At 34.8% G+C, this 20119-nt stretch carries 16 protein-coding genes, 3 tRNA genes, 1 riboswitch and 1 other annotated feature; of the genes, 5 read left to right on the plus strand and 14 right to left on the minus strand.

All coding sequences use genetic code 11. The features are described 5' to 3' along the window. Positions 1 to 27: 27 nt before the first annotated feature. Positions 28 to 423, minus strand: a complete 396-nt coding sequence (mscL, locus tag LAB100_RS03340; RefSeq protein WP_119325941.1) for a large-conductance mechanosensitive channel protein MscL — start codon at positions 421 to 423, stop codon at positions 28 to 30. A 150-nt stretch (positions 424 to 573) separates the two neighbouring features. Between mscL and LAB100_RS03345 the strand changes: the two genes are divergently transcribed. Beyond that, a complete protein-coding gene (locus LAB100_RS03345; RefSeq protein ID WP_119325940.1) occupies positions 574 to 960 on the plus strand; it encodes a hypothetical protein in 387 nt (128 codons plus the stop codon). Between the two features lie 49 nt (positions 961 to 1009). Here the strand turns inward: LAB100_RS03345 and LAB100_RS03350 are convergent. Then, positions 1010 to 1094 (minus strand) — tRNA-Leu (locus tag LAB100_RS03350). Positions 1095 to 1161: 67 nt separating this feature from the next. Here LAB100_RS03350 and LAB100_RS03355 point away from each other — a divergent pair. Further along, positions 1162 to 2001: an NAD(P)H-hydrate dehydratase gene (locus LAB100_RS03355; RefSeq protein WP_119325939.1), complete on the plus strand. Its 840-nt coding sequence runs from the start codon at positions 1162 to 1164 to the stop codon at positions 1999 to 2001. Positions 2002 to 2109: 108 nt separating this feature from the next. On the opposite strand, the gene LAB100_RS03360 is transcribed toward LAB100_RS03355, so the two are convergent. The 3 genes from LAB100_RS03360 to LAB100_RS11755 form a co-directional block, all read right to left on the minus strand. Further along, positions 2110 to 3747 carry a putative polysaccharide biosynthesis protein gene (locus tag LAB100_RS03360; protein WP_119326372.1) on the minus strand — a complete coding sequence of 546 codons (1638 nt, stop codon included), beginning with the start codon at positions 3745 to 3747 and terminating at the stop codon, positions 2110 to 2112. Between the two features lie 379 nt (positions 3748 to 4126). Continuing rightward, complete coding sequence (gene leuS, locus LAB100_RS03365; RefSeq protein WP_119325938.1) at positions 4127 to 6541, minus strand: leucine--tRNA ligase; 2415 nt, start codon at positions 6539 to 6541, stop codon at positions 4127 to 4129. Between the two features lie 44 nt (positions 6542 to 6585). Further along, positions 6586 to 6798 (minus strand) — a binding site (T-box leader). Continuing rightward, positions 6797 to 8044, minus strand: coding sequence for a glucosaminidase domain-containing protein (locus LAB100_RS11755; RefSeq protein WP_119325937.1), 1248 nt, complete (start codon positions 8042 to 8044; stop codon positions 6797 to 6799). (Overlaps the previous feature by 2 nt.) Positions 8045 to 8124: 80 nt before the next feature. On the opposite strand from LAB100_RS11755, the gene LAB100_RS03375 reads away from it, so the two are divergent. Continuing rightward, the gene (locus tag LAB100_RS03375) at positions 8125 to 8784 is read left to right on the plus strand and encodes a phosphatase PAP2 family protein (RefSeq protein WP_119325936.1); all 660 of its coding nucleotides are present in this window, start codon (positions 8125 to 8127) and stop codon (positions 8782 to 8784) included. Here LAB100_RS03375 and LAB100_RS03380 read toward each other — a convergent pair. Then, positions 8731 to 10206, minus strand: coding sequence for an MDR family MFS transporter (locus LAB100_RS03380; protein ID WP_119325935.1), 1476 nt, complete (start codon positions 10204 to 10206; stop codon positions 8731 to 8733). The two genes, LAB100_RS03375 and LAB100_RS03380, sit on opposite strands and share 54 nt — an antisense overlap. 72 nt (positions 10207 to 10278) lie before the next feature. Beyond that, positions 10279 to 11472 (minus strand): methionine adenosyltransferase, encoded by a 1194-nt coding sequence (gene metK, locus LAB100_RS03385; protein WP_119325934.1) that lies wholly within the window; start codon positions 11470 to 11472, stop codon positions 10279 to 10281. Further along, positions 11470 to 11547, minus strand: a riboswitch (SMK box riboswitch). It overlaps the preceding gene by 3 nt. Positions 11548 to 11638: 91 nt before the next feature. Between metK and LAB100_RS03390 the strand changes: the two genes are divergently transcribed. Next, entirely contained in the window at positions 11639 to 12313 is a 675-nt protein-coding gene (locus LAB100_RS03390) for a hypothetical protein (protein WP_119325933.1), read from the plus strand. 90 nt (positions 12314 to 12403) lie between these two features. Here the strand turns inward: LAB100_RS03390 and LAB100_RS03395 are convergent. Both LAB100_RS03395 and LAB100_RS03400 read right to left on the minus strand, forming a co-directional pair. Next, positions 12404 to 12476: transfer RNA gene (locus LAB100_RS03395), tRNA-Val, on the minus strand. A gap of 4 nt (positions 12477 to 12480) precedes the next feature. Next, a tRNA-Glu gene (locus LAB100_RS03400) sits at positions 12481 to 12552 on the minus strand. A gap of 130 nt (positions 12553 to 12682) precedes the next feature. On the opposite strand from LAB100_RS03400, the gene LAB100_RS03405 reads away from it, so the two are divergent. Next, a complete protein-coding gene (locus LAB100_RS03405; protein ID WP_246001233.1) occupies positions 12683 to 13300 on the plus strand; it encodes a DNA-3-methyladenine glycosylase in 618 nt (205 codons plus the stop codon). Here LAB100_RS03405 and LAB100_RS03410 read toward each other — a convergent pair. The 5 genes from LAB100_RS03410 to dapB all read right to left on the minus strand — a co-directional run bounded on the left by LAB100_RS03410 (position 13295) and on the right by dapB (position 20118). Further along, positions 13295 to 15094: a heavy metal translocating P-type ATPase gene (locus LAB100_RS03410; RefSeq protein ID WP_119325931.1), complete on the minus strand. Its 1800-nt coding sequence runs from the start codon at positions 15092 to 15094 to the stop codon at positions 13295 to 13297. The two genes, LAB100_RS03405 and LAB100_RS03410, sit on opposite strands and share 6 nt — an antisense overlap. Positions 15095 to 15391: 297 nt before the next feature. Next, complete coding sequence (locus tag LAB100_RS03415; protein WP_126322022.1) at positions 15392 to 16702, minus strand: hypothetical protein; 1311 nt, start codon at positions 16700 to 16702, stop codon at positions 15392 to 15394. A gap of 281 nt (positions 16703 to 16983) precedes the next feature. After that, positions 16984 to 18045 carry an aspartate-semialdehyde dehydrogenase gene (locus LAB100_RS03420; RefSeq protein ID WP_119325929.1) on the minus strand — a complete coding sequence of 354 codons (1062 nt, stop codon included), beginning with the start codon at positions 18043 to 18045 and terminating at the stop codon, positions 16984 to 16986. A 24-nt stretch (positions 18046 to 18069) separates the two neighbouring features. Further along, complete coding sequence (locus tag LAB100_RS03425) at positions 18070 to 19254, minus strand: aminotransferase class I/II-fold pyridoxal phosphate-dependent enzyme (RefSeq protein ID WP_119325928.1); 1185 nt, start codon at positions 19252 to 19254, stop codon at positions 18070 to 18072. A 90-nt stretch (positions 19255 to 19344) separates the two neighbouring features. Beyond that, a complete protein-coding gene (gene dapB / locus LAB100_RS03430; RefSeq protein ID WP_119325927.1) occupies positions 19345 to 20118 on the minus strand; it encodes a 4-hydroxy-tetrahydrodipicolinate reductase in 774 nt (257 codons plus the stop codon). Position 20119: the final 1 nt, after the last annotated feature.

Consider the following 20119-nt stretch of genomic DNA (forward strand, 5'->3'; position numbering starts at 1 on the left):
GTTTTAATTACGTTTTTTGAATCTTTTTTATTTTTCAGAATCCTTTTCATCTAAAGAGTCAGAGATTTTCTTTAAATACATAACCATTTCATCTTCTTTAGTTGGCTCCTCATCTTCTGTTTCTTCACTATCACGTTTCTTAATGATCTTATTCATAACTTTAACTAACAAAAAGACCACAATAGCGATAATCAAGAAATTAATAATCGACTCAATAAAAGTCCCATATTTGAAAGTGGCATCCCCTACTTTAAATACCAAGCTACCTAGATCAATCTTTCCTAAAAACAAACCAATCAACGGATTGATCAGATTACTTACTAATGATTGAACAATAGCTGTAAAAGCAGCACCCATAATGACACCAACGGCCAAATCCATTACATTGCCGCGGCTAATAAAATCTTTGAATTCTTTTATCATATTCCCAATCTCCTAAAATGATTTCTACCTTTAATTATGGGGGTTTCCAAGTGTTTTTTGCAAATTTTTAAGCAATTTAAACTATACGAAACGACAATTATTCGCTTAAATAATAAACAGGTATAATCTATATTGAAAGGCCGTGAAAATATGACTAGTTTTGACATCTATAAAATGATTTTAGAAATTATCTCCGAAAAAAATCCTAAAGATTTCCAAGAATTATTGGACGCTTCCCAAAGCTACCAAATCGTAAAAGATTATATTGCCAGCGATAATCCAAATCAATTCTTAATCGATGATATGCAAAATTCAACCATCAGTATGATTAATGACGGATTGGTTTCTGGTATCATTAGCCCTTTAAAATACGTTACTCTCATTAAACTAAATGGATTAACAATTGAAGGATTTCAATATCTCAAAAAATTAAGAGAGAAAAACATCGAACAACAAGTTAAAAATATTCTGGAAAATGATGGACTAGTAATGAATCCTAAAACTTTGACCAAAGCTCTTTCAGAATTAATATTTTAATAAAAAAAGGTAAAATCGCTTTAACTCAACGATTTTACCTTTTTTATACTGCCGTTGGCGGGATTCGAACCCGCACTCGAGAAACTCGAACAGCGACCTGAACGCTGCGCGTCTGCCAGTTCCGCCACAACGGCAAATAGATACAAATAACCTTGGAATTAGATTACAATGAAAATGATACTACAATTGGAGGACCTTGTAATGGAAAAAATTGATAAAAGCATTTTAAACCAAGTAATAACTCCTCGAAATCCTGAATCATACAAAGGAAACTACGGCAAAATTCTAATCATTGCTGGTTCAACACAGTTCGGTGGAGCAGCGCTCTTATGCAGCAGTGCCGCTATTCACAGTGGCGCTGGTCTAGTTACAGTAGCCACTACTCCTGAAAAGTTTAGCACCATCAATACTAAAATTCCCGAAGCCATGACCATTGATTATCACGACAAAAAAGCAGTTTTAACTGCTATCCTCAATAATTCTGTTATCGCAATTGGACCTGGACTTGGAACGTCAACAATCGCTAAGGGTCTTGTAAAGGCCGTCCTAAGTAATACTAAAACTGACCAAACGGTTATTCTTGATGCTTCAGCCTTAACAATAATCGCTGAAGATAAAATTCCTATTCAAACTACTGCTCATGTTATCATGACACCTCATCAAGGAGAATGGCAAAGACTATCGCATTTACCTATTCCTGAACAAACTGAATTAAATAATTTCAATAGTATTCAAGATTTAAATCCTGATGCTGTTTTGATTTTGAAAAAACACCACTCAGAAATCTATTATCAAGACTTAGCCTTCCAAATGAATGCTGGTAATGCTGGTATGGCAACTGGTGGTATGGGCGACACTCTAACAGGCATTATTGCTGGATTCATCGGTCAATTTGGTTACTCTTTAGCTACTATCCAAGCTGCCTTATTAATCCACAGTACCATTGGTGATAAATTAAACGAAAAGCATTATGTAGTACTTCCATCAACTATTATTGAAAAACTACCTAAATTTATGTCTAAATACAGTTATCAAAAATAAACCATTTAAGAGTAGCATCTATAGGAGAAAAATATTAAATTCTTATAGATACTACTCTTTTAAATTTACACCAAATAAAAAAAGACATGATCACTCACGTCTTTCATCTTATCTAATATTAAAAATTCTTCTGATTCGTTCAACTCTTGTACCTAATATCTTGTCCGCTAATGATGTCTTTAAAACTAAGTAACCATAAATTGCGCCACCTAACCCAGCTTCTAAGACTAAGACAACGACACTGATAATTCGATCGGAATTGCCAACAAAATGGAAGACAACCCAGTCAACGAACATAACTGAAGCAAACATAATCAATGAAAATAAAATAATTCCACTAATGCGACGAGAAATACGTCCCGTATTAAAAGGATATATTTTGTGCAATTCTCGAATCATTAGCCAACAAACAACTGCCATACCGATACTTGTTGCTACCAAAGGACCAAATTCATGGAAAAGCCAAATCATTGGTAATTGAGCAACGACTTTGACAATAAAACCATAAACAAAATACTTAATTGCTAATTTATTACGATATAACGCCTGCAGTACTGCTGACAAGACTGTAAACAATCCTAATAAAATCGAAATGATTGATGAGAACTGCAACATCAAAACGCCTAAAGCATCATAACGATAAAAGGTCGTCCAAAGTGGTTGTGCCACAGCATACATCCCTAATGAAGCTGGAATCATAATGAAAAAGAATAATTCCAAAGTATTAGAAATTTGGCTCTCGATTTTTTCTTTATTACCTTTTGAATATAGACCTGACAAAATGGGAACCGCTGTAACAGCCATCGCAGTTGATAAAGAAACAATGATCATAATTAATTTATTAGCTTGGAATCCAAACAATGAATAATAATTATCCAGTTGAGCCCCAGTCGCATTAACAAACATACGCATGAATTGATTAAAGGTCGATTGATCAAAAAGATTAAAGAAAGTTATTCCCGCATCAAGAATAATAAAAGGAACCGCTTGTTCAAAAATCTCTCTGGTAAAGTTAGTTTCATTAACATCAGCCACTGGTTTACCGCTTCGTGACAATCGACGCAACTTAGGTAACTTCTTTAATAAAGCTAGAACCAAAATACCAATGGCAACACCTGCTCCAATAAAAGCAGCAAAAGTTGATTGAACAACGGCATTGATATAACTCCCCTTATTAACAACCATAATAATATAAGTTGCTACTAACAGGTAAATAACTCGAGCTATCTGCTCAATGAATTGAGAAATAGCTGAAGGTGCCATATCTGAATATCCTTGTAAATATCCACGCAAGATACTCAAAATAGGAATGATCAAAACAGCCACTGATAATGATTGAATAACAGGAATACTTCTAGGATCACCATCAGTAAATATTGTTGCAAGGACTGGTGCTCCAAAATACATAACGGCCCCAAAAAGAATTCCCATAAAGGTCATTATTTTTAAACCATGTTTAAATAATTTATTACCTGTCGAGTATTGATCTAAAGCATTATAATGTGAAATTTGCTTCGAAATAGCTCCTGGAATACCAGCAGTCGAAACAATCAAGAACAAACTATAAATGTTATAACCTTTAGCAAACAAGGCATTAGCTGCGGGATAATATGATCCCATCCATGCCATCCAAGGGATAATATATATCGCACCTAAAATACGAGAAAAAATACTACCAGCAGTCATCCACGCTGAACCTTTTAGCATGGTATCTTGCGAAGAAACTTCCGGATCCATCACTGGCATTACTTCTTCTTCATTACGGCTTTTATTTACGCCCAAAACCTGCACCACCTTAAAAACTATCCATTTAATTATAGCAAAGTTCTTATCCTAAAAATTTTAAATTACTCTTAAATTCACTAAAAAGCAAATTAGTTTTAAAAAAATCAGCTTTCTTTACAAAACTAACAAATTGTAAAGTTAATTAATAATCATTTTATGATAAAATATTTTTGTTGAATATGGGAATTATTCATTTAAGAATTCACCTACAAAACTCGTATTACGCAATTATTCACAGAATTGAAATTCCTTCATATAATATAATCACCTTAGACAATAAGTATGATTCTCATGTTCAGCTTATAAAAAAAGACTTCGGAATATTCCGAAGTCTTTTTTGTTATTTAACAACAATATTAACAATCTTATTAGGAATAACGATAACCTTAACAATCTTCTTATCACCAATGAATTTTTGAATCTTTTCATCAGTAGTAGCCATCTTTTCAAGTTCATCTTTAGCTGTATTTGTAGCAACTTCAAACTTATCACGCAACTTACCATTAACTTGAACAATGATTTCAACTGTATCTGAAACCAATTTACTCCTATCAAAGGTAGGCCATTTAGCGTAAGCAATTGATTCAGTATGTCCAAACTTACTCCATAATTCTTCCATCATGTGTGGCGCAATTGGAGCTAATAATTGAACTAAACCTTCAGCATAAACCTTTGGCATTGTATCAACCTTGTGAGCTTCATTGACGAAGACCATCATTTGAGAAATAGCGGTGTTAAAGTGTAAAGCATCATAATCTTCAGTAACCTTCTTAACAGTTTCATTATAAACTTTATCAAGTTTACCATCATTTTCTTCTGTTAAGAATCCATCTTTAAGAGTACTGTAATCATCATCATTGATGAATAAGTTCCAAACACGATCCAAGAACTTAGCTGAACCAGATAGACCATTTTCTGACCACGCAATTGAAGCATCCAAAGGACCCATGAACATTTCATAAGTTCTCAACGTGTCAGCACCATATGAATCAACAACATCATCGGGATTAACAACATTTCCTTTTGATTTAGACATCTTTTCGTGACCTTTACCAAGGATCATACCCTGATTAAATAGTTTTTGGAAAGGTTCCTTAGTTGGAACAACACCTAAATCATACAATACCTTGTGCCAGAATCTTGCATACAACAAGTGAAGTACGGCATGCTCAGCACCACCAATATAAAGATCAACTGGTAACCATTGCTTCAACAAATCATAATCAGCCAATTCTTTATCATTATGTGGATCAATATATCTCAAGTAGTACCATGATGAACCAGCCCATTGTGGCATTGTATTGGTTTCACGACGACCCTTACGGCCATTTTTATCAACGACATTGACCCAATCAGTCAAGTTAGCTAGTGGACTTTCACCAGTACCTGATGGCTTGATATCTTGATCAGCAGGTAATTCTAGTGGTAATTCATCTTCAGGAACTAATGAAGTAGTACCATCTTCCCAATGAATAACAGGAATTGGTTCACCCCAATATCTTTGACGTGAGAAGACCCAGTCACGAAGACGGTAATTAACTTTCTTTTCACCGATACCTTTATCTTCAAGATATTCAACCATACGATTGATGGCATCTTCCTTATTCAAACCATCCAAGAAATCAGAATTAATATGCTTACCATCACCTGTAATAGCACCATCTTCCAAATTTCCTTCAATAACTTGTGTCATTGGCAAGTGGAACTTAGTAGCAAAGGCAAAGTCGCGGTCATCGTGTGCTGGAACAGCCATAACTGCACCTGTACCATAAGTAACTAATACATAATCTGAGATCCAGATTGGAATTCTCTTACCATTAACTGGGTTAATAGCATAAGCACCAGTGAAGACACCTGTCTTCTCATCATTCAAATCAGTTCTATCAAGATCAGATTTGTGAGAAACTTCTTCTTTATAAGCATCAACAGCGGCTTTTTGTTCAGGAGTTGTGATCTTATCAACTAATTTATGTTCAGGAGCCAAAGTCATATACTCAACACCGAAAACTGTATCTGGTCTAGTAGTAAAGACATTGATTTTGTCATCAGAATCAGCGACTGTAAAGGTAATTTGTGCACCGACAGAACGGCCGATCCAGTTTCTTTGCATTTCTTTGATGTTTTCAGGCCAATCAATATCATCCAAGTCGTCTAATAATCTGTCAGCATAAGCTGTAATCTTCAACATCCATTGACGCATTGGCTTTCTAACAACTGGGAAACCACCACGTTCAGTCTTACCATCAATGATTTCCTCATTAGCAACAACTGTACCCAAATCTGGTGACCAGTTAACTAATGTTTCTGATTCGTAAGCCAATCCCTTTTTGTACATTTGTTCAAAGATCCATTGAGTCCACTTGTAAAACTTAGGATCAGTTGTTTGAACTTCACGATCCCAATCATATGAAAAACCAAGTGAATTAATTTGACGCTTGAAGTTTTGAATATTTTTTTCAGTAAATTCAGCAGGATTATGACCAGTATTCAAAGCATATTGTTCAGCAGGCAATCCAAAAGCATCAAACCCCATTGGATGCAAAACGTTATATCCTTGAGCACGTTTCATTCTGGCAATAATATCAGTTGCTGTATATCCTTCTGGATGTCCAACATGAAGACCTTGCCCTGATGGATATGGAAACATATCCAAAGCATAAAAGTTCTTCTTTTTAGGATCATTAGTTGTCTTAAAAGTATCGTTTTCCTTCCAATACTTTTGCCATTTCTTTTCTACGGTGTTGTGATTGTACATATTTTTCCTCCTATACAAAAAAAGTCCTATGATTATTAAAATAATCATAGGACGAGTTATCGCGTTACCACCTAAGTTCCGTACTCAAATAAGTACGACTCTCAAAATCCTTAACGAGGATCAAGCGCAGTCACTTACTTGGGTTCAGCAACTATTATAAGTGGACGAGTTCGAAAACAAAGATCTACGTATTCACATCCCCATACGCTTTCTGAAAAGTATCTTCATAATCTACTACTTCCGTTGTGTTATATCTTATACCATTAATGTTTGTCCGACAACCAATAAATCTGAATTTAAGTTATTTAATTGTCGAATATTATCAACAGTTGTTCCTGCTTGTGAAGCAATAGAATCAATTGTATCACCATTTTGAACAGTCACTGAACTATTGTTTTGACTACCAGAATTATTAGAATCATTTGAACTGTAATCATTTTGAACGTTGATTGAAGAATCTGAATCAGTGTCATCTGAAGGAACATACTTCTTCACACCATCACGTTCATCTTGAACAATAACCGGTGCCTGTTGTGTTCCATAAGCATCGCCAACACTACCTGTATCACTTGTATTGTTTGACATATTAGTCATTGATGCTGATGTAGAACTATTTCCAATAACCTTTAAAACAGTCAAAACCTTACCTGGATAAATATAATTATCTGTCTTCAAATCATTCAAACTCATTAAAGTATCAGTCGTCATATTGAATTTATCAGCTATTGACTGCAAAGTATCCCCTTGAGCAACAGTATATGTTTGATCCTTATCAGTAGCATTAGTATCAAACTGTGTTAAATTATATTTCTCAATAACGCTATTTAATTTATCCGCATATGTCGTATCGGTAGCATAACGACCAGTTAAATATTTAGTAGCATCCTTGTAAGAAGTAGTATTACTCTTCCATGCTCCTGCATACATCTGTGAATTTCCAGAAGTTCCACCGCGAAGTAATGAAACATAATCTTCAAGAGATTCCTTATATGAAGGATATTTTCTGAAGTTAGAGTTAATTGAGTAAAGACTACCTGTTCCGTCGTCTTCTTGGGTACCCATATTAACTGATTCACCTTGATAATCTCCTTTGATACCAAAGAGATTGTAATTAGGCGCACTGGCAAGTCCACTAGTTCCCCAGCCACTTTCAATCATGGCTTGAGCAATCATTACGGATGCATAAAGATCATTATTTGAGGCTAGCTTACGGGCAGAATTACCAATATAATCAATAAATTGTTCATCACCAACACCTGAAGAAGTAACCGGTGTAGTCGTTACAGCTGAATTTTGATTTATCAAATTGCCTACAGATAATGCTTCAGCTTTAACGGGTGTTGGAGCTGAAATTGTAGTAATTTCAGCCACGGCAGCACCAACAAACATACTTGACCCTAAAATTGTCATATTCTTACGTAAGTTTGCGTTCTTACTCTTTTTATTATTTAATCTAGTCAAACGGCTATCTTCGATTTTGCGTTCATGACGTGTAATAACCATAAATATCTGCTCTCCCTCAAAATCTTTATACTTTATTATATTTCTTAACAAAAACTTAAACAATAGAGAGATCAAAAATTATGAAAATATCTGAAAAAATATCAATCTTAAATGTACTTTTGTTGATTTTGTTGATTTTGTTCATTTTTTGGACTATCAATGTGGTTTTACAAACAACCCTAATTAAAAATTACGATTCCACTTTAATAAATCAAATTTATCATCAAAATAATTTCACTATCAGTCTTTTTCAATCAATCACTAATATTGGTGATACCTATGAAACCATTACCATGACGGTAGTAATTTTTCTATTATTAATAATAAAAAAATATTATTATGCTTCAATCTACTTAGTTTTAAATAAGGTTGTTATCGCTGGTTTAAATAGTTTGATCAAAATCTTTGTCAAAAGAGAACGTCCTGAACACATGCATTATATTTACGCTGGCGGCTACAGTTTTCCTAGTGGCCACTCTGCTAGTTCCTTTGCACTATATATTTCTATTTTGATTATTAGCCTCTACATTTTCAAAAAACTAAGTCTCAAAATATTTATCAGTGCTATCTGTATTCTTACAGTCCTCTTGATTGGATATAGTCGAATATTTTTAGGAGTTCACTATCCTAGTGATGTCCTAGGAGGATATCTTCTAGCAGCTACAATCCTAACTTTCAACACTCTATTATTCAGAGCCAAGGATCTTTCGATTCTTCAACTCAAAGGCATTAAGAATTAAACCCAACACTAATAGTACAAGAGAAGCAATGTAAATATTGTGCAATCCTGAAAAAAGAATTTGTCGCATTTTGGGTAAAAGTTGATTTGGCAATGAACTCGCTGTTTGCGGATCAATCAACTTGTTCATCATATCAACCGTAATACGACTATCACTAGCAGCCCCTTTAGCCAAAGCCATATTCAAAACAATTCCATATACTGAAACCATCATTGACTGACCAATAGTTCTTAACAAGGTATTAAAACTAGTAGCAACACCAACATTTTCTGGTTCAACAACTGTTTGAGCTGTTACTGTGGTAGTTGTAATAGTTAGTCCAAAACCTAACCCCGCAATACCAGCTAACATACAGAAGTACCAAAATGGCGTGGTAGCATTGGCCATCAACAATAATCCATTAGCAATTGCTAGGAAAAATAAACTGATGTAAATGACACGATTGGGTGCCATTTTTTTTATTAGCGTTCCAGCCCAGAAAGATCCAAAAATCCAGACAATTGAACTTGGAGTAACAGCAAAACCCCCCATTGAAGGACTCAAACCTAAAATTCCCTGCATCCAAGTGGGGATATAAGCTTCAAAACCTATCAAAAAACCACTGACTAACAAAGCTAGGATATTTTGAATAACGAAAGTCTTATTTTTGAAAAGTTCCAATGGCAAAATTGGATCACTAACATGCTTCTCTACATGAATAAATACAAAGACCGAAATAATTGAAACTAATACTAATCCTAACGGCAAAATCATATTGCCACTACCAATATTTTGTAGAGCTAACATCAGCGGCAACAACACCAAAATCAACATAATTGTTCCCAAATAATCTATTTTTAATTTCTCATGTTCTTTTTTATCTTCCTTAAAGTAGAACCAAATTAACCCCATCGTTAATAATCCAACTGGTAAGTTAATCAAAAAGGCCCAATGCCAACTCAACTTTTCAACAATAAAACCACCTAATAGTGGTGCGATAACTGCTGCAATTCCCCAAGCGGAACCATTAAGTCCTAATATTCGAGCTCTTTTTTCAAGTGGGTAGATATCAGCAATAATTGTAAATGTTAATGGTTGAATCGCTCCTGAACCAATTCCTTGAATCACTCGAGCTAAAATTAATGTCAACATTGAATTAGACATTGCACATAAAGTCGATCCAATTACGAAAATAACAAGTCCAATCAACAAAATTGGTTTACGGCCGACTATATCTGATAACTTTCCATAAATTGGTGTGGCAACAGCAGTCATTAATAAATAAATTGAAAAGACCCAATTCATTAAACTAACTCCATGTAAACTACCGATAATCGTTGGCATCGCTGTTGAAACAATTGTTCCCTCAATTGCCGTCATAAAAGTTGCGATAAAAACAGCAATCGTAACGATCACAACATTTGATTGATTTTTTTGTGCCATTAAATAATTCCTCCCATAAAAAAAGAGACGTTTCCTAAAGATAAACTTTAAGAACGCCTCTGTAATCACCGATTAAATTTTTAAGAAACTCTTGATATCATCAACTTTATCAAGTTTTTCCCATGGTAAATCGATATCTGTACGTCCGAAGTGACCATATGCGGCCGTCTTCTTATAAATTGGTCTTTGTAGATCAAGCATTTGAATGATACCTAATGGACGAAGATCAAAGAATTTGTTAATAACTTCTTCAATTTGTTCTTCTGAAAGATCACTGGTACCAAATGTATCAACATGAATTGATACAGGTTTTGCTACACCAATAGCGTAAGCAATTTGAATTTCAACCTTTTCAGCAACGCCAGCAGCAACAAGATTCTTAGCAATATATCTTGCAGCATAACTTGCTGAACGGTCAACTTTAGTAGCATCCTTACCAGAAAAGGCACCACCACCATGACGAGCAAAGCCACCATATGTATCAACGATAACTTTACGTCCTGTAAGACCTGAATCTCCTTCAGGTCCACCAATAACGAAACGACCAGTAGGATTAATTAAAATCTTTGTCTTGTCGTCCATCATATCTGTAGGAACAACTTCATCAATAACATACTTTTTGATATCTTTTTGAACTTGTTCCAAACTAGCCTCAGCTTTATGTTGAGTACTCAAAACAATTGTATCGACACGAACAGGATGATCATTTTCATCATATTCAATTGTTACTTGTGACTTAGCGTCAGGCATCAAATAATCAATTGTTCCATTTTTTCTAACTTCAGCTGTCTTTCTCATTAGCTTATGAGCTAGAGAAATTGGTAAAGGCATAAACTCTTTAGTTTCATTAGTAGCGAAGCCAAAAACAAAACCTTGATCACCAGCACCGATTTGATCCAATGGATCTTTATCATTGTTACCACGTTCTTCAAGTGCATCATCAACACCCTGGGCAATATCAGGAGATTGTTCATCTAGTGCAACTAGTACGGCACAACTATTACCGTTAAAACCAGGATTAGCACCATCATAGCCAATATCTGTGATTGTTTTACGAACAACACTTTGAATATCAACATATGCGGAAGTTGAAATCTCACCTACAACTAGCACTAAACCAGTTGTAACAGTTGTCTCACAGGCAACACGTGCATCTTTATCCTTTGCTAAAATAGCATCGAGAATTGCATCACTTATTTGATCAGCAACTTTATCTGGATGTCCTTCTGAAACTGATTCAGAAGTAAATAAATAATTTTTTGACATATCTTTTCCACCTTTTCGGTTACAGGGCCTCTCCTTAAACAAAAAAAGGATCCCATCAGGAACCTTTTAATAGGTTAACACAAACTAATTACATTTTCATGAAAAAATCGGTTTGACGTTAATCTTTTTCTACATTAATATTATTTTATGATTAGAAGGAGAACCCATGGACAAGTTAAAATCTAAAAAGTTATTAGCAGCTTTAGTGGAATTTATCAGCTACCACATCTTTCCATTTATTTTTATTTTCGTACATGATTTAAATAACTATTCACTTCATGGTTTTTTAATTATTATGGTAGCCATGGTGGCTTTGTATAAAGAATTCATTCTGACATTGAACCCTAACAGATACTTCCATATTCTATATAGTGTAATTTATTTAATTCTAATGTTACTATCTCTACATTCATTGAATCTCTTCGTCATGATTCTAGTCTTTGCTCAACTAGCATTTTTATATATGATTCGCTATTTACCCGATAATTATAAAAATATTGCTTCATTAGTTGAAAACTTCGTTGTGCCGAGTTTCATGTCAATTGCTCTAGCCTTCACCTATATGCATTTTATTTCAGTTACATTTGTCGTTCCTCTACTATTAGTAAATTTGGCAACTGTCCTAATTAACTACTTTGAAGGTAGTAAATTGGATTATATTGAGTTAATTGCTATTTCGGTTTTAAGCGTATTACTTTTCCTACTAAACTATATTAGTATGTGGACTGCATTGGTCATAGTTGTTTTTGTGGTTACCATGTCGTTGCTGAAAAAGTATCGCAATTTTTCACAGCCAAATCTATTCTACCGGGTTATCGGAAATTTAATTTTAATCATCTAAGGTTTGGAAAAATTATTCCAAACTTTTTTATTTTTAAAAATGAAGCAACAAAAAAACACCCAACCTAAGTTAGATGTTCTTCGTCTTTGATGGAGGATACAGGGATCGAACCTGTGACCTCCTGCTTGTAAGGCAGATGCTCTCCCAGCTGAGCTAATCCTCCAAAATGACCCGTACGAGATTTGAACTCATGTTACCGCCGTGAAAGGGCGGTGTCTTAACCACTTGACCAACGGGTCATAAATATTTATTTATGTATTGCTCTCTCAAGCACAAGAAATATAATACAATAATAATATATGGGTGGCAAGCTTTTTTTTAAACTTTTTTGATTTTTTTTGAAAAATAGGAGGATAATGAATTTTGAACGTGCAAAAATACTTTGAAACGGCTGAAACAATGGACTTAGCTAAGGACATGTTAGGACACACTTTTACGTACAAATCAGAACAAGGAACCTTCTGTGGTCTCATCGTCGAAACCGAAGCCTACTTGGGACCTATCGACATGGCAGCTCACAGTTATAATGGACGCCACACTAAGGCTAATGACCCACTTTATCAGGCTGGTGGAACAATTTATATTTATTCAATTCATAGTTGGTTAGACATGGATATCAGTATTCAAAAAGCCGGTACTCCAAATGGTGTCCTGATTAGGGCTCTACAACCACTTGAAGGAATTGACCAGATGGAAGAAAACCGTGGTAAAACTGGTTTTGAAACTACTAACGGACCAGCTAAATGGATGGCTGCTTTTGGAATTAAAAATAAAGAACTTTCCGGAACAAAATTAAATGAAAGTAATTTTATTTTTTCCGAAAAAAAAATCCAAATCCCTAAAAATATTTTAGCAACACCTAGAATTGGCGTGAAAAATAAGGAACCTTGGACTTCAAAAAATATGCGTTTTATTGTAGAGGGCAATCCTTATGTTTCGAAATTGCCTAAACGTGATATGAATTTAGATACTTACGGTTGGCTATAGGCGATCACTACGTGCTCTTAAAGCGTAGAGAATTGCAACTGTATCAACTACCTCTTGCAACATGGCACCAATGATTGTTGGAATTAGACCAAAGGCAGCAATAACCATCAATGCAATACAAATGAAGATTCCAATCAACACGGCTTCTTTAGCAACCTTCATTGTATCGTGAGCAATTTTAACAACTGTACTTACCTTGCTGAGATCGTCCTGCAAAATAACAGCATCAGCTGACTCACTTGCAGCATTAGCACCTTTATACCCCATTGCAATACCAACATCTGCCAATGCAAGTGCTGGAGCATCATTGACCCCATCTCCAACCATAATCGTTGGATGATAACTTTTATCTAAACCATTAATAATTTTAACCTTATCTGCTGGTAGACTTTGTGGATAAGCTTTTGTAATACCTACTTCAGAGGCAACCATTTCGGTTGCCTCTTTTTTGTCACCTGAAATCATTAAGATATTGGGAATACCAAAACCCTTTAATTTTTGAATTGTCGTTTTAGCCTCTGGACGAATTTGATCTAATAAACTATAAACACCGGCATACTTGCCATCAACAGAAACATAGACGCCTGATCCTTTTACTTCAGGAACTTTCTCATCAGTCACAAATTCCCCTTGCCCGACTTTTATTAAATGACCATCAATTGTCCCAACAATTCCTTCAGCTGTTATTTCCTTTAAATCAGTTGCTTCTTGTAAGGGAACCGTCTGAGTTCTCGCATAGTCTACAATTGCTTGAGCCATGACATGACTAGAGTTTTGTTCAATCGAGGCGGCATATCCCAAAACTTGTTTTTTATCAAAGTCTGGAGCAATGCTAACTTCATCAACAACCAATTTACCTTTAGTAATCGTTCCTGTTTTATCAAAGGCAACCGTTTTAGCCGAATTTAACTTTTCTAAGGCTGTCCCTGATTTGATAATAATCCCATTACGACTAGTACGGCTCATACCAGAAACAAAGGCAATCGGTGCTGCCAAAATCAAAGGACAAGGTGAAGCGACAACTAAAACTTGGGCTATTCTAACTGGATCTTTGGAAATATACCAAGCTAATCCAGCAATAACGTATGCAATCAAAGTAAAAGGCACAGCGTATCTATCCGCTAATCGTACAAAATGAGCTGGATGCATCTCTGATTCCTTAACCAGTTTAACGATTGCTTGATATTCTGAATCTGCCGCAATCTTTTCAGCTCTGATTCTAAAGGGATTTTCACCATTAATTGATCCTGACATAACGTGAATATCTTTTTTTACATTAACTGGCATTGATTCGCCTGTTAAAGATGATTCATCAACTTCAGATTGTCCGTCAATTACCACCCCATCGACTGGAACCTGTTCTTTAGGACGAATTAACAATTCATCTCCAACTTTAACTTCATCGATATCAATATCAGTAATGTCTTCCTTGTCGATCAGATGTGCCTGTGACGGTGTATTGTCGAGTAAAGATTTTAATTCACTTTTAGCTTTATTGGCAGCATATTCTTCCAAAGTATCTCCACCAGTGAGCATCAAAAGAACAATCCAACCAGCCCAATATTGACCAAGTACAATGGTTGCAACAATTGCTGTTATTGCTAATAAATCTATTCCAAAATCTCCAGATTTCAAAACCTTGATCATATCAATAAACATAATCAAAGCTAACAACAATCCTAAAATACTAATAATCAATTGGGCGTATCCTGTTAAATGAAAAACAAATTCCAAAATGGCAGCAATAAAACCTATGGTTAAGGTTCCATATAGTTTGATTTTATCTGAATTCATATAATCACGATCCCTTCCAAATTAATTTCTATCCTTACCTTGATTATAACTATTTTATTTTTAAAATTAAATAACTATTTGGAATCATTCCTATTTAAATATCATTTTAATTTTGTGTCTATAAATAGCTACATTAGTAAACTTTGATTCACTTTTTTAATTTGTAAATAATCCAATTTATGTTATATAAAAATGATTTTTGACAAAGAAAAAAGCCATATCAAAACTGATATGGCTTTCTATTTATCAACTGATAAAATATAATTATTCTGGCTTTTTTATCGTTATAACGCCTGATCACTCTTTTTCACGAGCAAAGTAGAAAGTTACTGCAGCGTATAAGAAGACAACTGCTGTTATGAAAATATGAACTCCATATAAAATCGTGCCATTAGGTCCTGACGAAACATTACTATTAAAGAACCCTAAAGCATTTATCTTCATAAAATAACTTATAAAATAAATCGTAGTCATATAGACTAATTGCTGTGATACATTACCAACACATGATAGTTGATATTTAATTAAAAAGGCTCTTTCCGCGTCTAAATTAGGATGCGTATATAACGCATCATTCAAAATACGATTATCTGTACCGACAAATATCGCACAAAGGAACAATCCCAAGAAATAAGTATAATTAAATAATGCCAAAACCAGTCCTAACAATAATAATGGATAACGCCAAGACTGATGTTTCTTCAATAACACTGGTCCTAATTCAAATCCAATTAAGTATATTGCATAAATCAACATCAATGAATTAAATCCAAAGCGAATTGTACTATCAAAAACCGCATAAAGCATGACATAATTCATCACTACCCCACGGTTAATAGCTACCAAACTAACTGGGAAAATTTTTTTATGAATTCCAATTTGATAATAAGCTAAAAATAAAAACAACATTATAGCCGCCACACTAATAAGTAAATCAAACGTATTAGAGACGGCCTTCAATCTCGTATAACGAATAATAAAAACTAGCATAACCAAACTGGCTAGAACTATCAGACTAAACAAGGAATTAACTTTAAATCTAGGTTTCTTTTCCATTCCCTGATAGAAAGTCAACCGATGCGTTATGTTCATCCCTCCGACCATAGCGGCAAAGAACAAGAAAGCCAATAGAATAAACGATAAACTAAGCAATTTAGTCTTTGTGGCAATTAACTGCACAGCAATTAGTATTATTAACGTCAAAAAAACAGACAAAGTGTGCATTCGATTGAACTTGAATTCTTTATCCATTTTTCCGCGGGATCTAACAGTTAAATAATAAGGCCAAATCCAACTGGAAGCTAATCCTAAAAGAACACCACCAATTACACCTAGAATTGGGTTAGCGGCCCCCAAAATGCAAAGAGAACCAATTACGCCGAACAAACTTGACATTGCTAACATGGTTGATGCCGGCAATGTGATAAAAGTCGTCAATAACATGCCCAAAGCCCTAAAGGTATACAGCATTAAAAATGGTAGAGCATAAACAAAGATGCTCTTATTTTGATTGTATAATGTCAAACAGAAAAAATACGGTATCGCGACTCCAGCATTGGCCAACAGGTCTAAAACGCCTTCGTTAAATATATTTATTATTCGCTTCATTTTTTTCTCACCTGAAATTAAATGTCTTTAAATATTTTAACAGAAATAATAAAAAAAATATGGACCATAACCTATTTTTGATTCTTTTTCAAATTTAATTATTGATTAAAAACAAAAACAGCCTCTATTAAGAAAACATTCGAGATATATACCCAAATTTCTTAATAGAAGCTGCTCATCTTTTAATTAAAAATTCAAAATACTTATCTGACTACAAATGATTGCCTAGAACAAAGACCTTTACAAATATACATATTGAAAAAATCTAATAAGATTTCTTTTTATTGAACATGAACTAAATCGTCAGCAACTAATCTTTCGGCAATCTGAACTGTATTCCAAGCGGCACCCTTTAACAAGTTGTCAGAAACGACCCACATATTAAAAGCACCTTTATTTTCAAGATCAGGACGAATTCGACCGACAAATGTATCTCGACTACCAACTGCATTAATTGGTTGAGGATAAACTTGATGAGCTGGATCATCTTGTAAAACAGCTCCAGGAGCTTCTTTGATGAGTTGTTGAATTTTTTCAGTAGTTGCTGATTCATCTTCAACTTCAATATAAACGGACTCACCATGACTAATTGGAACAGGAACTCTGACACAAGTAGCTGTCACTTTGATTTCAGGTGAATTCATATCACCCAACATAATCTTCTTAGTTTCATGAATCATCTTCCACTCTTCATGAGAATAAAGATTATCTTCCAAAACATCAATTTGTGGTAAGAGGTTGAAAGCTAAAGGATAATGCTCCTTATCGCCCTTCGTTGGAAAAATCTCGGCTTTCATGTCTTTACCATCCAAATAATCCTGTGCTTCTGAATACAATTCATTCAAGGCACTTTGACCAGCACCACTGGCAGCTTGATAAGTTGAAACAATGATCTGTTTCAAACCAAATGCCTTACGGATTGGTTCAAGTGCCACCATCATTTGAATTGTTGAACAATTAGGATTTGCGATAATACCATGATGATTATAAAGTGCAGCTTCATTAACCTCAGGTACTACCAATGGAACATCTTCTTCCATTCTAAAAGCACTCGTGTTATCAACACAGACAGCTCCACGTTTGACTGCTTCAGGTAAAAGTTTTTTAGAAACTGCTCCACCAGCTGAAGCCAATACTAAATCGACTCCTTCAAATGATTCTGGCTTAGCTTCCTCAACGATCACATCTTGATCATTGAATTTTAATTTTTTACCAGCTGAACGATAAGAAGCTAACAGCTTTACCTTTGATACTGGAATAGTTGATTGCTCTAATTGTTGAATTAAACGTGTTCCAACGGCACCTGTGGCACCTAAAATTGCTACTGTATATCCATCACTCATAAATCTTCATCCCTTAAATAAAATTTATAAACTATCTGTAAACTTTCTCAAGCGCTTCATGGCTTCTTGAATATCTTCCATTGAAGCAGCATAAGAAATTCTGAAGTGACCTTCGCCACCCTTACCAAAGGCAACACCTGGTGTTACACCAACTAGACCTTCGGTAGCTAACTTATTAGCAAAATCAATTGAACTTAGATTGTACTCAGCAGGAATCTCAGAGAAGGTGTAGAAAGCTCCTTCTGGCAAGGCTGTCTTATAACCCATGTCATTTAATTGATCGACTAAGAAATCTCGGCGTTCTTGGTAAATGTCTCTCATAGCAATTGGATCTTCGATTCCATTTTTCAAAGCCTCTTCAGCAGCAAATTGTGCCGGATTAGAAGGTGCAGTGACAGTAAAGGCATGCATCTTATTAGCTTGTTCCACGAAATCCTTAGGACCAGCAATGTAACCAATTCTGTATCCTGTCATAGCATGTGATTTTGAAAGTCCATTGATCAAAATTGTTTTACCAGGCATTAACTTAGCCAAAGAAACGTGCTTATGTCCATATGTCAATTCTGCATAAATTTCATCAGAAATAACAAACATATTCTTGTCTTTTACCACATCAACAATTTCTTGTAATTGATCCTTAGAATATACAAAACCAGTTGGGTTACCTGGGAAGTTAAGCATCATGGCCTTAACTTTGTCGGGTTCTTCTTGTTGGATCACTTCTTCCAAATGTTTTCCAGTCATACGGAAACCATCAGCAGTTGTATCAACTTGAACAGGAATACCACCCAATACTTGAACAATAGGAATATATAATGCAAAAGTTGGTGTAGGAATAATAACTTTATCACCGGGGTTGATAATGGCTGCCAAAGAATCAAAGATTGCTTCAGTAGCACCAATTGTAATAACAATTTCTGTTTCAGGATCATATTGAAGATCAAATTGTTTATCTAAGTATCCTGAAACAGCTTCTCTAAGACTTAAAAAGCCCTTTTGATCTGAATAATGTGATTCATTTTCCTTAATACTTTCGATTGCCGCATTCTTAACGTGTTCGGGAACGTTAAAGTTTGGTTCACCAAGTGTTAATTTTACCAAGCCAGGGATCTTTGCAAACTTTTCAGCAAACTCTCTGATCATTGATCTGCCCATAGGGGCAATGGTTTCATTTACTACATTTTTTACTGACGAATCTAATTCTGGCATTCTTCAACACTCCTTAAAAATTAATGTAGTTTAATAATATACCAAATCCAATTAAATTATTAGAGCTTTTGTAATATTTTTAAATAATTTCTAAATAATTTGTTCTAATCCTATTACTAATTGATTTTTTTTGATTACTTCATGAATGGCAAGCTTGACTCCAGTCATGAAAGATTGACGATCAGTTGTACTCTGAGAAATCGTCAAAGTTTCGCCTACACCACCAAAAATGACTTCTTCATCCGCAACAAAACCTGGTAACCGTAACGCATGAATCTTAGTACCATGATAGTCGCCACCGCGGGTATGCAATGGATCATCACTACTGTGTTGAACTTGATCTTTTCCACGAGCTTCATAAATCAATCGAGCCGTATTCAAAGCCGTCCCTGAAGGCGCGTCAATTTTATCTTCGTGATGTTTTTCAACAATCTCTGACTCTGCAAAATACTTAGCAGCAGTTTGTGCAAATTTCATCATCAGAACAGCTGATAATCCAAAATTTGAGGCAATAATTCCACCCAATTCTCTTTCATCTGCCATTCTTTTCAATTCACTAGTTTGTTCCTCAGACATACCACTAGTCCCAATAACTGGACGAATTCCATGTTCAATAGCAAATTTAGTATTATCAAATACTGCACTCGGAATTGAAAAGTCAATCCAAACATCAGCTTTAATATTAATATCACTTAGTTTATTAAAAATTTTCACATTTTTATTCAAATCATATGTCTGCGGATCTAAATTTGTCACAATTGGATTAAACCCTGCAACCAATTCCATATCTTCAGAATCATTGACCATTTTAACGGCCTTTTGTCCCATAGAACCACTAAAGCCTGAAACTATTACTTTTATCATT

The organism is Companilactobacillus musae (assembly GCF_003967595.1).
Classification (GTDB): domain Bacteria; phylum Bacillota; class Bacilli; order Lactobacillales; family Lactobacillaceae; genus Companilactobacillus; species Companilactobacillus musae.

Coding starts and splice junctions, on each gene's coding strand:
- dapB (WP_119325927.1), bottom strand. CDS start 20,118: ATGATAAAAGTAATAGTTTCAGGCTTTAGTGGTTCTATGGGACAAAAG.
- LAB100_RS03390 (WP_119325933.1), top strand. CDS start 11,639: ATGGACAAGTTAAAATCTAAAAAGTTATTAGCAGCTTTAGTGGAATTT.
- LAB100_RS03420 (WP_119325929.1), bottom strand. CDS start 18,045: ATGAGTGATGGATATACAGTAGCAATTTTAGGTGCCACAGGTGCCGTT.
- LAB100_RS11755 (WP_119325937.1), bottom strand. CDS start 8,044: ATGGTTATTACACGTCATGAACGCAAAATCGAAGATAGCCGTTTGACT.
- LAB100_RS03355 (WP_119325939.1), top strand. CDS start 1,162: ATGGAAAAAATTGATAAAAGCATTTTAAACCAAGTAATAACTCCTCGA.
- leuS (WP_119325938.1), bottom strand. CDS start 6,541: ATGTACAATCACAACACCGTAGAAAAGAAATGGCAAAAGTATTGGAAG.
- LAB100_RS03410 (WP_119325931.1), bottom strand. CDS start 15,094: ATGAATTCAGATAAAATCAAACTATATGGAACCTTAACCATAGGTTTT.
- LAB100_RS03415 (WP_126322022.1), bottom strand. CDS start 16,702: ATGAAGCGAATAATAAATATATTTAACGAAGGCGTTTTAGACCTGTTG.
- LAB100_RS03425 (WP_119325928.1), bottom strand. CDS start 19,254: ATGCCAGAATTAGATTCGTCAGTAAAAAATGTAGTAAATGAAACCATT.
- mscL (WP_119325941.1), bottom strand. CDS start 423: ATGATAAAAGAATTCAAAGATTTTATTAGCCGCGGCAATGTAATGGAT.
- LAB100_RS03380 (WP_119325935.1), bottom strand. CDS start 10,206: ATGGCACAAAAAAATCAATCAAATGTTGTGATCGTTACGATTGCTGTT.
- metK (WP_119325934.1), bottom strand. CDS start 11,472: ATGTCAAAAAATTATTTATTTACTTCTGAATCAGTTTCAGAAGGACAT.
- LAB100_RS03375 (WP_119325936.1), top strand. CDS start 8,125: ATGAAAATATCTGAAAAAATATCAATCTTAAATGTACTTTTGTTGATT.
- LAB100_RS03345 (WP_119325940.1), top strand. CDS start 574: ATGACTAGTTTTGACATCTATAAAATGATTTTAGAAATTATCTCCGAA.
- LAB100_RS03360 (WP_119326372.1), bottom strand. CDS start 3,747: ATGCCAGTGATGGATCCGGAAGTTTCTTCGCAAGATACCATGCTAAAA.